This window comes from Bacillus shivajii (genome assembly GCF_020519665.1).
Taxonomy (GTDB): domain Bacteria; phylum Bacillota; class Bacilli; order Bacillales; family Salisediminibacteriaceae; genus Bacillus_CA; species Bacillus_CA shivajii.
In genome coordinates this window covers 2,680,821-2,695,388 of the sequence record NZ_CP084703.1, presented here as the reverse complement: position 1 = coordinate 2,695,388, position 14,568 = coordinate 2,680,821, and the positions used below count along the sequence as shown (strand labels likewise).

The 14,568-nt window shown below is 38.8% G+C and carries 11 protein-coding genes; all 11 read left to right on the top strand.

Features of this window, described 5'->3' with window-relative positions:
* Positions 1–368: 368 nt before the first annotated feature.
* The 11 genes from LGQ02_RS13145 to LGQ02_RS13095 all read left to right on the top strand — a co-directional run bounded on the left by LGQ02_RS13145 (position 369) and on the right by LGQ02_RS13095 (position 14,502).
* The gene (locus tag LGQ02_RS13145; protein WP_226514818.1) at positions 369–1,277 is read left to right on the top strand and encodes an aspartate carbamoyltransferase catalytic subunit; all 909 of its coding nucleotides are present in this window, start codon (positions 369–371) and stop codon (positions 1,275–1,277) included.
* Entirely contained in the window at positions 1,261–2,553 is a 1,293-nt protein-coding gene (locus LGQ02_RS13140; protein ID WP_226514817.1) for a dihydroorotase, read from the top strand. Before LGQ02_RS13145 ends, LGQ02_RS13140 begins: the two co-directional genes overlap by 17 nt.
* Positions 2,554–3,645, top strand: a complete 1,092-nt coding sequence (locus LGQ02_RS13135; RefSeq protein ID WP_226514816.1) for a glutamine-hydrolyzing carbamoyl-phosphate synthase small subunit — start codon at positions 2,554–2,556, stop codon at positions 3,643–3,645. It begins immediately after the preceding gene.
* Positions 3,638–6,853 (top strand): carbamoyl-phosphate synthase large subunit, encoded by a 3,216-nt coding sequence (gene carB, locus LGQ02_RS13130; protein ID WP_226514815.1) that lies wholly within the window; start codon positions 3,638–3,640, stop codon positions 6,851–6,853. The genes LGQ02_RS13135 and carB overlap by 8 nt, the downstream gene beginning before the upstream one ends.
* A complete protein-coding gene (locus tag LGQ02_RS13125; protein ID WP_226514814.1) occupies positions 6,850–7,632 on the top strand; it encodes a dihydroorotate dehydrogenase electron transfer subunit in 783 nt (260 codons plus the stop codon). Before carB ends, LGQ02_RS13125 begins: the two co-directional genes overlap by 4 nt.
* Positions 7,629–8,558 carry a dihydroorotate dehydrogenase gene (locus tag LGQ02_RS13120; RefSeq protein ID WP_226514813.1) on the top strand — a complete coding sequence of 310 codons (930 nt, stop codon included), beginning with the start codon at positions 7,629–7,631 and terminating at the stop codon, positions 8,556–8,558. The genes LGQ02_RS13125 and LGQ02_RS13120 overlap by 4 nt, the downstream gene beginning before the upstream one ends.
* The gene (pyrF, locus tag LGQ02_RS13115) at positions 8,540–9,259 is read left to right on the top strand and encodes an orotidine-5'-phosphate decarboxylase (RefSeq protein WP_226514812.1); all 720 of its coding nucleotides are present in this window, start codon (positions 8,540–8,542) and stop codon (positions 9,257–9,259) included. Before LGQ02_RS13120 ends, pyrF begins: the two co-directional genes overlap by 19 nt.
* Entirely contained in the window at positions 9,252–9,881 is a 630-nt protein-coding gene (gene pyrE, locus LGQ02_RS13110; protein ID WP_226514811.1) for an orotate phosphoribosyltransferase, read from the top strand. Before pyrF ends, pyrE begins: the two co-directional genes overlap by 8 nt.
* 24 nt (positions 9,882–9,905) lie before the next feature.
* Positions 9,906–10,553, top strand: coding sequence for a class I SAM-dependent methyltransferase (locus LGQ02_RS13105; RefSeq protein ID WP_226518313.1), 648 nt, complete (start codon positions 9,906–9,908; stop codon positions 10,551–10,553).
* Positions 10,554–10,902: 349 nt separating this feature from the next.
* On the top strand, positions 10,903–12,657 hold the full coding sequence (locus LGQ02_RS13100; protein ID WP_226514810.1) for an ABC transporter ATP-binding protein: 1,755 nt from the start codon (positions 10,903–10,905) through the stop codon (positions 12,655–12,657).
* A gap of 30 nt (positions 12,658–12,687) precedes the next feature.
* Entirely contained in the window at positions 12,688–14,502 is a 1,815-nt protein-coding gene (locus tag LGQ02_RS13095) for an ABC transporter ATP-binding protein (RefSeq protein WP_226518312.1), read from the top strand.
* The last annotated feature ends 66 nt before the right edge of the window (positions 14,503–14,568 follow it).

The window sequence follows — 14,568 nt, the reverse complement described above, 5'->3', positions numbered from 1 at the left end:
ATACGATCCTTTAATTAAGTCCAGAGAGGCTTAAAAGGGTGATTCATAGAGTCATGATCTTGACTCTTCTCATTTGTGCTACCCACAAATGTGCTTGTGAGCACCCGTATATAAAAAACGGGTGCTTTTTTTTGAAATTTTTTTCATCAAATTTTATTTGGTAGACTCTGTTAAAGTTTAGTGCAGTTAAAAGAGATGGGATATTAATTTGTTTTATTTTGTCGAGCGATAGGCGGCGACTCCAGCACAAGCACAACTTCACGAGTAAGCTAGGCGCTACCTCGACGAACTGCCTCCATGCATATACTACTGTGTAAGAATGCAACAAGTGCTTTTCAACTAACGAAAAAACAATAGGCGGTGAGAAAATGGTTCAATTAACAACATTAAACGAGTTATCCGTTGAAACAATCATGCACCTCCTTCACCAAGCAGAAGAAGGAACAAATCTAGAATTAAATAAACAGAGTGAACATTATACAGTGGCAAATTTATTTTTTGAACCAAGTACACGAACGAAATTGAGTTTTGAAATGGCGCAAAAAGAATTAGGGTTTCATACGCTGAATTTCGATGTGACAACGTCGAGTGTACAAAAAGGAGAGTCACTTTATGACACAGTAAAAACACTAGAAGCGATTGGCTGTCACGCTGCTGTGATTAGGCATCCGCAAGAAAAATATTATAAAGAGCTTGAAGATGTAAACATTCCGATTATCAATGGAGGAGATGGCGCAGGAGATCATCCTACCCAATCATTACTAGATCTTCTTACAATTTATCAGGAGTTTCATACGTTTAAAGATGTCCATGTTGTTATCTGTGGAGATATCAGGCACAGCCGAGTTGCAAGGACAAATGCGATGATCTTACGAAGACTTGGCGCGGTTGTCTCTTTTTCTGGACCGAAAGCATGGATGGATGAAGAAGTTACAGAGAACAATGTTCTAACCATTGATGATGCTATTAAAACTGCAGATGTCATTATGCTTTTACGCATTCAAACAGAACGACATGATGATGATACTTCCTTAGCAAAAGGGGATTATCTTACGTTATTTGGATTAACTGCTGAAAGGGAAAAACAGATGCAAGATCATGCGATCATTATGCATCCAGCCCCAGTAAATCGAGGTGTGGAACTAGCGAGTGAACTCGTAGAATGCGAGAGGTCAAGGATTTTTAAACAAATGAAAAATGGCGTGAAAGTTCGAAAAGCAGTCCTAGAATACGTGTTAAAAGAGAAAGGGGAAATGAAGCATGAAAGTCTTGTATAAAAACGGAAGAACAATCACTGAAACTGGTGAAATAATAGAGATAAATCTTGTTGTGGATAAAAAAACAAAGGCAATAACTGAGATCGGAGAATGCCGAGACGACTCACATTATAATGAAGTGATTGATGTAGGTGGAAAGTTAGTTGTTCCAGGACTTGTTGATTTGCATGTGCACTTAAGAGAGCCAGGTGGAGAAAAGAAAGAAACGATTGAAACAGGGTCCCTTGCTGCAGCTAGAGGTGGTTTTACAACGATTGCAGCAATGCCAAATACTCGCCCGGTTCCTGATACAAAAGAAAACTTTGCGAAAATCAACGATGCGATGAAAACAAAAGGTCATGTAAGAATTCTACCTTATGCTGCAATAACAGAAAGGCAACTAGGTGAAACGATTACACGAATGGATGAGCTGGTTGAAGAAGGTGCATTTGCTTTTACAGATGACGGTGTTGGAGTACAAGAAGCAGGCAAAATGTATGAAGCGATGCAAAGTGCAGCGAAACTAAACAAACCAATTGTTGCTCACTGTGAAGACAACTCACTTCTATATGGCGGTGCTGTTCATAAAGGGAAGTTTTCAGAAAGAACTGGAATTCCAGGAATTCTTTCAGTCTCTGAATCTGTACATATTGCAAGGGATGCTCTTCTCGCTGAAGCAACAGGTGCTCACTATCATATTTGTCACGTAAGTACGAAGGAATCAGTGAGAGTCATACGTGATGCGAAAAAAGCTGGAATCAATGTGACGGCTGAAGTATCACCGCATCATTTAATTTTATCTGAAGACGATATTCCTGGTAACGACGCCAATTACAAGATGAATCCTCCACTTCGAAGTAGCGAGGATCGTGAAGCTTTATTGAACGGATTGTTAGATGGAACGATTGATTTTATTGCGACGGATCATGCTCCTCATACGGAGGAAGAAAAATCATCACCGATGGAAGAAGCACCATTTGGCATTGTCGGATTAGAAATTGCATTTCCACTTTTATATACAAAACTTGTGAAAACGAACCAAATGACCCTTCAGCAATTAATTTATTGGCTAACAGAAGCACCAGCAAACACGTTTAACCTGCCATTCGGAACACTTAAAGAAGGTACATTCGCAGACTTTACAATTATCAATTTAGAAAAAGAACTAGCCGTAAATAAAGATGAATTCTTATCTAAAGGAAAAAATACACCATTTGATGGTGAAAGGCTATCAGCATGGCCAGTAGCGACGATTTTTGAAGGTGAAATAGCTTGGCAAGAAAAGGGGGCGCTCTAAATGAAACGAATGCTAGTGTTAGAAAATGGTGAAGTGTTTATTGGTAAACCGCTTGGTAGTACGAAAGAGCAAAGTGGGGAAGTTGTTTTCAATACGAGTATGACAGGGTACCAAGAGATTATGACAGATCCATCCTACTGTGATCAAATCATTACGATGACTTATCCGCTTATTGGAAATTATGGCATTAACAGAGACGATTTTGAAAGTATGATCCCAAGTATTAAAGGAATGGTCGTCAAAGAAGCAGCTAACATTCCAAGTCACTTTAGATCGCGTTTATCGATTGATGAGTGGTTAAAACAGCATGATATTCCAGGAATTCAAGGAATAGATACAAGAAAGCTTACAAAGCTGATCCGCGAAACGGGTACATTGAAAGGACGCATTTGTGATGCTAACCAAGACATCGGCAATGTGATTTATGAGCTACAATCAAATACATTCTCGAATGATCAAGTATCACGTGTGTCGACGAAAAGTGAATTTATTAATCCAGGTACAAAAGAAAGAGTCGTTTTAATCGATTTTGGCGCGAAGAAAGGGATCATTAAAGATTTAGTATCCAAAGGGTATGAAGTGATCGTTGTCCCTTATCATACACCAGCGAAAAAAATTCTTGCGATGCACCCTGATGGTGTGTTGTTAAGTAATGGACCGGGGGATCCAACGGATGTACCAGAAGCGGTGGAAACTGTTAAAAACTTATTAGGCCATGTACCAATCTTTGGCATTTGTTTAGGGCACCAACTGCTTGCGTTAGCATGTGGAGCGAAAACCGGAAAAATGAAGTTTGGTCATCGGGGTGCTAACCACCCAGTGAAAGATATAAGAAGTGGTGAAATAACAATTACATCACAAAACCATGGCTATACAGTTCTTTCTGAATCACTAGAAAATACATCACTGGAAATTACTCATATTAACGTAAACGATGAAACAGTCGAAGGGTTAAATCATAAAGAAGTTCATGCCTTCAGTGTTCAATACCATCCAGAAGCATCACCTGGACCAGAAGATGCAAAAGGGTTATTTCAAGAATTTCAAACGATGATGGATGAAGCGAAGAAAGGGGAATCTATATATGCCTAAACGTACAGACATTCAAAAAATACTTGTTATCGGTTCAGGACCGATCGTCATCGGTCAGGCGGCTGAATTTGACTACGCTGGTACTCAAGCGTGCCAAGCTCTTGTTGAAGAAGGGTATGAAGTTGTACTTATTAACTCTAATCCTGCAACGATCATGACAGATGAAACAACCGCTCACAAAGTGTATATCGAACCCTTAACACTAGAATTTGTTAGTCGAATCATCCGTCAAGAACGTCCGGATGGTTTACTTGCGACACTAGGTGGACAAACGGGATTAAATTTAGCTGTCGAACTTTCTGAGTGTGGAATTCTAGAAGAATACAAAGTCGAGTTATTAGGAACAAAGTTAGAAGCGATTGAAATGGCTGAAGATAGAGAGAAGTTTCGTACATTAATGAATGAGTTAAATGAACCGGTTCCTCCAAGTGAAATCATCCACTCATTTTCGGAAGCAAAACAGTTTGCTGATGCAATTGGCTATCCTGTGATCGTCCGTCCAGCATATACGTTAGGTGGTACAGGGGGAGGCATTGCAAATAATGAGAGTGAACTTAAAGCGTTTGTAGATAGCGGGATTAGTAACAGTCCTGTAAACCAATGTTTAATTGAAAAGAGTATTGCTGGTTTCAAAGAAATCGAGTATGAGGTAATGCGTGATGGTAATGACGAGGCGATCGTCGTCTGTAATATGGAAAACATTGACCCAGTTGGTATACATACCGGTGATTCGATCGTCGTCGCTCCGAGTCAAACGTTAACAGATCGTGAATATCAAATTTTAAGAAATACATCATTAAAAATTATTCGAGCACTCGGAATCGAAGGTGGTTGTAACGTCCAATGTGCACTAGACCCTTACAGTGAAGATTATTACATTATTGAAGTAAATCCGCGCGTAAGTCGCTCTTCAGCACTTGCATCAAAAGCGACAGGTTATCCGATAGCAAAGCTATCAGCGAAAATTGCCGTCGGCTATCAGTTAGATGAATGTATAAATCCAGTTACAAAAACGACGTATGCAAGCTTTGAACCGGCGTTAGATTATGTCGTTACAAAAATTCCGCGTTGGCCTTTTGATAAATTTGATGCAGCTAACAGAAAACTTGGCACACAAATGAAAGCAACTGGAGAAGTGATGGCGATTGGGAGAAACATCGGTGAATCACTATTAAAAGCCATTCGGTCAACAGAAGTAGGACTTGATCACCTTACAGTAAACGACGAAAAAATCAATCATGAAGAGTTAAGAAGAAGGCTTGTAGATGCTGATGATGAACGAATACTTCTTGTCGCACAAGCGATGCGCTTAGGGTACGACATTGAAGAGTTATATACGATGACTAAAATTGACCGATTCTTCCTTTATGAAATTGAGCGTATTGTAAATCTTGAAGAGAAGTTGAAAGAAGAACAACTAACAGAAAGCACGATAAGAGAAGTAAAAGAAAGAGGCTTTTCTGACCGTGCAATTGCAGAGCTTCTACAAAGACCTGAAGCTGAGGTTGAACAATTTAGGCATGACCATAACATTCTACCGGTCTTTAAAATGGTCGATACGTGTGCCGCAGAATTTCAGTCAGAAACACCATACTATTATAGTAGCTATGAAGAGGAAAATGAATCACAACTAACCGATAAACCATCGATTATCGTATTAGGTTCAGGTCCGATACGAATTGGGCAAGGAATTGAATTTGATTATGCAACCGTGCATACCGTAAAGGCAATTCAAGAAGCAGGATACGAAGCGATCATTATTAATAACAACCCAGAAACGGTTTCAACCGACTTCGAAGTCTCTGACAAACTATATTTTGAACCGCTAACAACCGAAGACGTCATGAACATCATTTCTCATGAAAAGCCAGAAGGCGTCATTGTGCAATTCGGTGGACAGACAGCATTAAACTTAGCATCATCACTTGAAGATCGTGGTGTCAATATTTTAGGAACATCGCTTGAAGATATGGACCGAGCAGAAGATCGAGATAAATTCGAACAGACGTTATTAGAATTAGATATCCCTCAACCTGAAGGGAAGACAGCAACGTCCGTTTCAGAAGCGGTTAATATCGCAAATGGCATTGGCTACCCTGTTCTTGTTAGACCATCTTATGTACTTGGCGGACGTGCGATGGAAATCGTTTATAACGAATTTGACTTACTAAAATATATGGAACGTGCCGTAAAAGTGAACAAGAAACACCCAGTATTAATTGATCGTTACTTAACAGGGAAGGAGATAGAAGTCGATGCGATTTCTGATGGAGAGACTGTCGTCATCCCAGGGATAATGGAACACATTGAAAGGGCTGGGGTGCATTCTGGAGATTCCATTGCTGTATATCCACCGCAAAATATCTCTCATGAGTTAAAAGAAAAGTTAATCGATTATACTGTCCGATTGGCTAGAGGTTTTCAAATTATCGGGTTGTTAAATATTCAGTTTGTCATTCATAAAAATGAGCTGTATGTCCTTGAAGTAAATCCAAGATCAAGTCGTACTGTACCATTCTTAAGTAAAATTACTGGACTAAACATGGCAAACTTAGCAACAAAAACGATTCTAGGTTCATCCTTAAAAGAGCTCGGTCACGATACAGGTTGTCTTCCAGAACCTGATCTTGTTTCAGTAAAAGTTCCAGTCTTCTCTTTTGCAAAACTTAGAAGTGTTGACATTACATTAGGGCCTGAAATGAAATCAACTGGAGAAGTCATGGGTAGAGACTACACGTTAGAAAAAGCATTGTTTAAAGGTCTCGTTGCCTCAGGGATGAATATTCCAACGCATGGCTCTGTTTTATTTACGATCGCTGATAAGGATAAAGAAGAAGCGATGAACCTTGCTAGACGCTTCCATAGAATCGGTTATCATTTATTAGCGACTGAAGGCACAGCAGAGCGTCTTCAGGACGAGAACATTCCAGTAACCGTTGTATCAAAGGTTGGTGGTAAAGCACCAGATATGCTCCAGGTTATCGAGGAAGGGCAAGCACAATTTATTATTAATACGTTAACAAAAGGAAAACAACCAGCCAGAGATGGATTTAGAATTCGTAGGGAAGCAGTAGAACACGGTGTTGTTTGTATGACGTCGATGGATACAGCAGAAGCACTCCTAAAAGTGATGGAGATGATTACATTTTCTGCTGAAGCAATTGGAAGCCAGCAAAAGCAACTGTTGCAAACTGGGGTGACGATATGAAAACAGAAAATATGAAAATAGTAAAACAAAAATATATTGCCCCAAACATATATGAAATAAAGTTAAGGGGAAATCTCGTAAATGAAATGAAAGAGCCTGGCCAATTCGTACACCTTCGGATTGAAAACGCATTAGACCCGACATTAAGAAGGCCGATTAGTATTTGTGATATTGACCAGGAAAATGAAACGTTGACGATGATATATCGCGTCGAAGGAAAAGGAACAGAAAAGCTTAAAGATAAATTACCTGGCAGTACTGTAAATGTACTTGGACCGTTAGGGAATGGTTTTCCAATTGAAGGTATTAAAGAAGGAGATACGTGCTTATTAGTTGGTGGCGGAGTTGGAATTCCGCCCCTCTATTACTTAGCAAAAACACTTGTTAATCAAGGGGCTAAAGTAATAACGATTCTTGGGTTTAGAAAAAAAGAGGATATCTTTTATGAAAAGGAATTCGGTGAAATCGGTGATGTTTATATTACGACTGAAGACGGTTCAAGAGGAAGAAAAGGTTTTGTCACAGATGCTATGGAGGCCATCACTGATCAGTATAAAACATTTTACAGTTGTGGTCCTCGTCCGATGTTACGTGCAGTTCAACTAAAGGCAACGACACCAGGATATATCTCATTAGAAGAACGTATGGGTTGTGGAGTCGGCGCTTGTTTAGCATGTGTTTGTGACGTTGATCCAAGTTATGATAATAAACGAGGTCGTGATTATAGAAAGGTCTGTAGTGACGGTCCTGTCTTTAAAACGGGGGAGGTCATCGTATGAATCGATTAAAAGTAGAATTGCCAGGACTATCGATGAAAAATCCAGTCATGCCTGCATCTGGCTGTTTCGGTTTTGGCCAGGAATATAGTCAATTTTACGATTTAAATCAACTAGGGGCAATCTGTGTAAAAGCCGTAACAGTTGAAACGAGAAAAGGTAATCCAACCCCTCGTGTGGCGGAAACTGGAAGCGGGATGTTAAATGCGATTGGCTTACAAAACCCAGGACTAGACCATGTATTAACTCATGAACTACCATGGCTAAAACATTTTGATACACCCGTTATTGTAAATATAGCAGGGAATACACCTGAAGATTATATGAAAGTTGCAGAACAGGTCTCAAAAGCACCAAATGTGAATGCGTTAGAGTTGAATATCTCTTGTCCAAATGTAAAAGAAGGTGGGCTAACATTTGGCACGAATGCAGAGCTCGCTGCAGATGTAACGGAAAAAGTGAAATTAGTTTCAAGCGTCCCAGTATATGTGAAGCTATCCCCAAATGTCACAGACATTGTTCATATTGCAAAGGCAGTCGAAGCAGCGGGTGCTGACGGATTAAGTATGATTAATACTCTTTTAGGGATGCGAATTGATGTCAATACGGGTCAGCCTATCATTGCAAATAAAACAGGTGGACTTTCTGGAGCTGCGATTAAGCCTGTTGCAATTAGAATGATTCATGAAGTTAGTCAGCAAGTAAACATCCCAATCATTGGTATGGGTGGCATTCATGAAGTCGATGATATTCTAGAGTTTATGATGGCTGGTGCATCAGCAGTGGCGATTGGAACAGCGAACTTTATTGATCCATATATTTGTCCAACATTAATCGGTCAAATAGAAAAACGAATGGATGAGCTTGGGATTGATGAGCTTTCCTCGATTGTCGGAAGGAGTTGGAAAACTTGCGAAACCGTCCGTTAATTGTTGCATTAGATTATCCATCTAAAAAAGAAGTAGATGCATTTCTTGATCATTTTAAACACGAACAATTATTTGTCAAAGTAGGAATGGAGCTGTTTTACAGCGAAGGACCCGCATTAATCGAAGGGATAAAAGACAAAGGACACCATGTGTTTCTCGATTTAAAGTTACACGACATCCCGAATACAGTAAAACGAGCGATGACACAGCTTGCACGATTAAATGTTGATCTCGTTAATGTTCATGCTTTAGGTGGTGTCGCAATGATGGAAGCTGCAATGGAAGGACTGTATAGTGGAGCAAGGAATGGAACGTCTCCTATGTGTATTGCAGTCACACAGTTAACAAGTACGTCAGAAGAAATGATGAATAAAGAGTTGAAAATTGACGGCTCTTTATCTAATCATGTATTTCATTTATGTAAGCAAGTGGAACGAGCAAAGTTAGATGGTGTTGTCTGTTCTGCTATAGAGGTTCCAGAGGTAAAGGAGCAAACAAGCTCAGCGTTTTATACAGTCACCCCAGGGATTAGAAGGAATACAGATGAGAGACATGATCAGCATCGTGTCGTTACACCCAAACGAGCAAACCAATTAGGGAGTGATGCAATCGTAGTGGGTAGAGGCATTACAAGAGCGGACGATCCGCTAGTCGCATACAATTTGTATCAACAAGAGTGGAGTGGAAGAGAACATGAATAAAAATATTGCAGACCTTTTATTAAAGATTAAAGCTGTATCATTAAGTCCAAATGAGCCATATACGTGGAGTTCTGGAATAAAGTCACCGATTTATTGTGATAATCGACTCGTCATGTCTTATCCAGAAGAAAGAGGGGCGATTATTGATGCGTTTGTAAATCTTATTAAGGAGAAATTTCCTGAAACAGAAGTTATTGCTGGAACAGCAACGGCAGGGATTCCCCATGCAGCATGGATTAGTGACCGATTAAACTTACCGATGGTTTATATTCGATCTAAAGCGAAAGGGCATGGAAAAGAAAATCTTATCGAAGGAACATTTAAGGAAGGACAACGAATACTCGTTATCGAAGATCTCATATCGACAGGAGGGTCTTCCTTACAGGCAGCCGATGCTGTAAAAGCTTCTGGTGGTATAGTAACAGGTGTTTGTTCGATCTTTACATATGAATTGCCAAAAGCAAGTGATGCATTTCAACAGAAACAAGTTCCTTACTATTCTTTAACAACATTTTCAAAGTTATTAAATGTTGCATTATCTAATCATAGTATTTCAGAACAAGAGTATTTATTACTGGAAAAATGGCGCCAAGATCCTGAGAACTGGTTATCAAGTCAGTAAAACGAGGTGAATGGATTGCGTAAAATGGATGGAGATGAATTTGACGAACGAGTAGATTTTTTTGATCAAATGGCAACAACATCATGGCTCTCTGAGATCCATGATGAATTTTTAAAAGAAATTGGATCATGGGAAGAAAAACGAGTATTAGATGTAGGGTGTGGAACGGGAAGGTTATTACAAAAAGGAGCATCACTCACAACAGAAGTTTATGGAATTGATTTATCAAAAAAAATGGTCCAACGTACTGAAGAGCTCTTATCTGATATTTCATTTATAAAACAACCTTCTGTACAAGTAGGAGACGCCGAGTGTTTGCCATATAAAGATGAAATATTTGATATCGTTTGTTCAACTTGTGTGGTCTTTCTAATTCCGAATGCAAAATGGGTACTTAAGGAAATGTCTAGAGTATTAAAACCAGGGGGAAACCTTGCTTTGATAAACCCGAGTACGAAACTAGACATCATAAGGGCAAAAGAACTTTCAAGTCAATTGAATTTAGCAGGCATAGAAAAAGATTCTTTACTTCAGTGGGGAAGAATCTCGGAAAGAAGGCATCAATTTTCGGTCGAAGAATTCGAAATGCTATTAAAAGAAGTCGGTTTTCGAATAGTTACGCAAAAAACATTCTATAACGACATATCACTTATAACAATTGCGAAAAAGTAGTTGTGCTTTTCGTAATAATATGTAATTATAATCATACTGTATTTTTTGTGGAGGAAAATCCCTAAACAAATCATTCATTACATTTTTGGGAATTATAGACTATAAGGTAGCAATTTAAAGGAATCTTGGTAAAAAGACAGTTTTTATTACGAAAATCGAAATATTTAGTTGAATACAACACAATATCGATCAAAAAAGGGATAGAAAAATATTTCGGAAACCGATATATTATTACTATTCCCTTTTCTTTTGAATTTAATTGTCGGAATTTTAATATTATAAGCAATAGAATGTCATTTTAAAGGGATTTTTCATTCAATCGTACAGAAACAATTAGGAGGTGACCCGATTGAATACGTTTAAGCGTTTAAAAGAGTTTTATTGGCCATTTAAAAGGTATTTTATTTTATCAATTCTCTCATTACTCGCCGTAACAGGGCTTACAGTGATCTATCCTGTTATTTTACAAATTACAATTGATGATGTCATTTTGGCAGGCAACTATGAACTCGTACCTATTGTATCGATCGGATTTTTACTGTTAATGTCTCTGAAGGGAGTGGCGATATACTTCCACCAATACTTAGGAGACTTGTTTGGAATTAGGTCGGTATATGAACTGCGTAATGCATTATATCGAAAACTTCAGTTTTTACCGTTTCGATATTATGATAACGCAAGGACGGGGGACCTCATGTCGAGATTGACGGCTGATGTTGAGGGATTCCGTTTCTTTTTGTCTTTCGGTTTTGCACAATTAATCAACTTGACGATGCTAGTAGGGTTAAGTATGGCAATTATGCTTTATTACAGTCCAACGCTAGCAGTCATTACGCTAGTATCTATGCCATTTTTAGTTGTCACGGTTTACAGATTCGATAAAAAGGTTCACCCAGCTTTTACAAGTATTCGAAAATCATTTGCTGGCATGACAACAAAAGTTCAAGAAAATATTAGTGGAATGAACACGGTAAAGTCTTTGTCAAAAGAGGAATTTGAAATTGGACGTTTTGACGATAAAAATACGGACTACAAAGATAAGTTCATTTACACTGCAAATATTTGGGCACGATTTTTTCCACTTATGGAATTAATCGGACAAATTTGTGTTGTTGTGTTACTCGGATATGGTGGTTGGATGGTCATTAACGGGGAAATTGCTCCTGGTGTACTTGTAGCCTTCTTCAGCTTGATTTGGTTTATCATTGGGCCTCTTATGAACTTAGGGTTTATTGTAAATACATTCTCGCAATCGAAAGCTTCAGGTGAACGTTTACTGCAAGTTCTCGATGAAAAAGAAGACATATTTGATAAACCGAACGCAATTCATAAAGACCGGTTAGATGGGCATGTTCAATTTCATAACGTTAGTCATCAATATGAAAGTGAAGATGAACTCGCGTTGAAGAATATTACGTTTGATGCACCCCCAGGAAAAACAATTGGTTTAATCGGTGCAACAGGGTCGGGGAAAACATCGATCACTCAGTTGATCTCGCGTTTTTATGAGCCTAGTCGTGGTGAAATCTTTATTGATGGACGAAAAATCCAAGACTATTCCTTGAAGTCAGTCCGTCAAAACATCGGTGTTGTTCTGCAAGAATCATTCCTATTCTCTTCTACGATTCGTGATAATATATCATATGGAAATCCAAATGCTTCGGATGAGCAAATTATCGATGCTGCCAAAAGAGCTCAAGCACACGACTTTATCATGGATTTACCGAACGGATATGACACGATTTTAGGTGAGCGTGGGATGGGATTATCCGGTGGGCAAAAACAACGAATTGCGATTGCGAGATCAATTTGTATTGACCCAAGTATTCTAGTTCTTGATGATGCAACAAGTGCCGTTGATATGGAAACAGAAGGTAAAATTCAGCAAGCATTCCAAGAGGTAATGAAAGGTAGAACGACGTTTATCATTGCCCACCGAATTTCTTCGTTAATGCATGCTGATGAAATTATCGTTTTAGATAATGGTGTGATTGTTGAACGTGGGACACATGATGAGCTATTAAAAAATGAAGATGGAAACTATCGACATATTTATGATATTCAATTTAAAGACCGTCAAGCGGTTTTACAAGAAGCGAAATGATGGAGGTGAACGAGCTTGGCAAACAATGATATGAAAACAAATGATACAAGAACGAATAAACGGTTTCACTATTCAACAGATCAAGCAATAGAAAAACCGTTTAACTGGAAACAGATGACTCGCCTCCTAACATATATGAAGCCTTATGCGAAAACAATTTTACCAATTGCGATTTTCGGGATGATATTATCAACGGCGGTCAGGTTATTAGCACCAGTATTAATCGGTAGTTATGCTTTAGATAATATTATTGAACACGGGGACTTGAATTTCTTATGGTTGATGGTTGCGATTATTGCTGGGATGTATATTATCGCTTGGGTTGGTAATACACTCCGAATTAAATATATGAACAAAGTAGGTCAGTACGTCATTTTTGACCTAAGAAAAAGTTTATTTGATCATATTCAGCGTCTTTCACATCGTTTCTTCGATCAACGCTCTGGTGGGTCAATCTTAGTTCGAATAACAAATGATGTAAACTCGTTGCAAGATTTATTTACAAACGGTGTTATTAACTTATTAATGGATTTACTAATGCTATTTGGGATTATTTTTATCCTCTTTATGATTAGTCCGGAATTAACGATTGCGATTATGATCGTTTTACCTCTTATGTTTATTATTTCAACAAAATTACGGCGGAGAATTCGTCGGTCGTGGCAAGATGTAAGAATTAAGCAATCGATGATTAATTCTCATTTAAACGAGAGTATTCAAGGGATTCGCGTAACACAAGCGTTCACTCAAGAGAAAGAGAACATCGAATTCTTTAAGAATATGAATAAACATAACTATGAAGCATGGAGAAATGCGACACAAAAAAATGCACTCTTCCGACCGTTCGTTGAGATGAGTGGTGCGATCGGGATAGCAGTCTTGTTATGGTATGGGGTCTACCTCATTCAAGGAGGAGCGATTTCAACAGGGGATTTCGTGGCCTTCTCGATTTATTTAGGGATGTTCTGGGAGCCGATCTCGAGGTTAGGTCAAGTGTATAATCAGTTACTAGTTGGTATGGCGTCATCTGAACGTATTTTTGAATTTTTAGATGAACAGCCTTCTGTTCCTGAAAAGAAAAAGGCGAAGAAGCTTGACGAGATTAAAGGGGAAATTAAGTTTGAGGACGTTGAATTTGCTTACGATGAAGAGCGTAAAGCGCTAAAAGGCATTAATTTAACGATGGACCCTGGTCAGACCGTTGCACTCGTGGGTCATACGGGGAGCGGGAAAACGACCATTGTCAATTTAATTAGCCGTTTCTATGATCCAACGAGCGGCCGAGTAATGATCGATGGGAATGACCTCAGAGATGTATCATTAAATAGCCTTCGTCACAAAGTGAGTATCGTTTTACAGGACACATTTATTTTTTCAGGAACGATTAAAGAAAACATCCGTTTCGGGCGTCCAGATGCAACGGACGAAGAGGTAATTGAAGCAGCGAAAACGGTTGGGGCTGATAAGTTTATTTCACAATTGAAAAATGGTTATGAAACGGAAGTAGAAGAGCGTGGGAATGTTCTTTCAGTTGGGGAGAGGCAACTTATCTCTTTTGCACGTTGTTTATTAGCCGACCCACAAATCTTAATTTTAGATGAAGCAACAGCATCCATTGATACTGAAACAGAGCAGCTCATTCAAGATGCACTTAAAAAACTTCTACACGGAAGAACAGCAATTATGATTGCTCACCGATTATCGACGATTCGTGAAGCGGATAACATCTTTGTTCTTGAACAAGGAAACATTATTGAACATGGAAATCACGACGAGCTCATGCAGCAAAAGGGCGAGTATTACGACTTAGTAAAAGCGCAATTTAAAGTTTTACGTACTGGATAAACAGTGTTAAAAGAAGATATAAAGGGACTGACAAAATGTGTTAGACACTTACTTGTCAGTCCCTTT

Bases quoted from the DNA above. Each gene is read 5' to 3' on its own strand.
- LGQ02_RS13145 (WP_226514818.1), top strand. From the start codon at position 369: ATGGTTCAATTAACAACATTAAACGAGTTATCCGTTGAAACAATCATG.
- LGQ02_RS13140 (WP_226514817.1), top strand. From the start codon at position 1,261: ATGAAAGTCTTGTATAAAAACGGAAGAACAATCACTGAAACTGGTGAA.
- LGQ02_RS13135 (WP_226514816.1), top strand. From the start codon at position 2,554: ATGAAACGAATGCTAGTGTTAGAAAATGGTGAAGTGTTTATTGGTAAA.
- carB (WP_226514815.1), top strand. From the start codon at position 3,638: ATGCCTAAACGTACAGACATTCAAAAAATACTTGTTATCGGTTCAGGA.
- LGQ02_RS13125 (WP_226514814.1), top strand. From the start codon at position 6,850: ATGAAAACAGAAAATATGAAAATAGTAAAACAAAAATATATTGCCCCA.
- LGQ02_RS13120 (WP_226514813.1), top strand. From the start codon at position 7,629: ATGAATCGATTAAAAGTAGAATTGCCAGGACTATCGATGAAAAATCCA.
- pyrE (WP_226514811.1), top strand. From the start codon at position 9,252: ATGAATAAAAATATTGCAGACCTTTTATTAAAGATTAAAGCTGTATCA.
- LGQ02_RS13105 (WP_226518313.1), top strand. From the start codon at position 9,906: ATGGATGGAGATGAATTTGACGAACGAGTAGATTTTTTTGATCAAATG.
- LGQ02_RS13095 (WP_226518312.1), top strand. From the start codon at position 12,688: ATGAAAACAAATGATACAAGAACGAATAAACGGTTTCACTATTCAACA.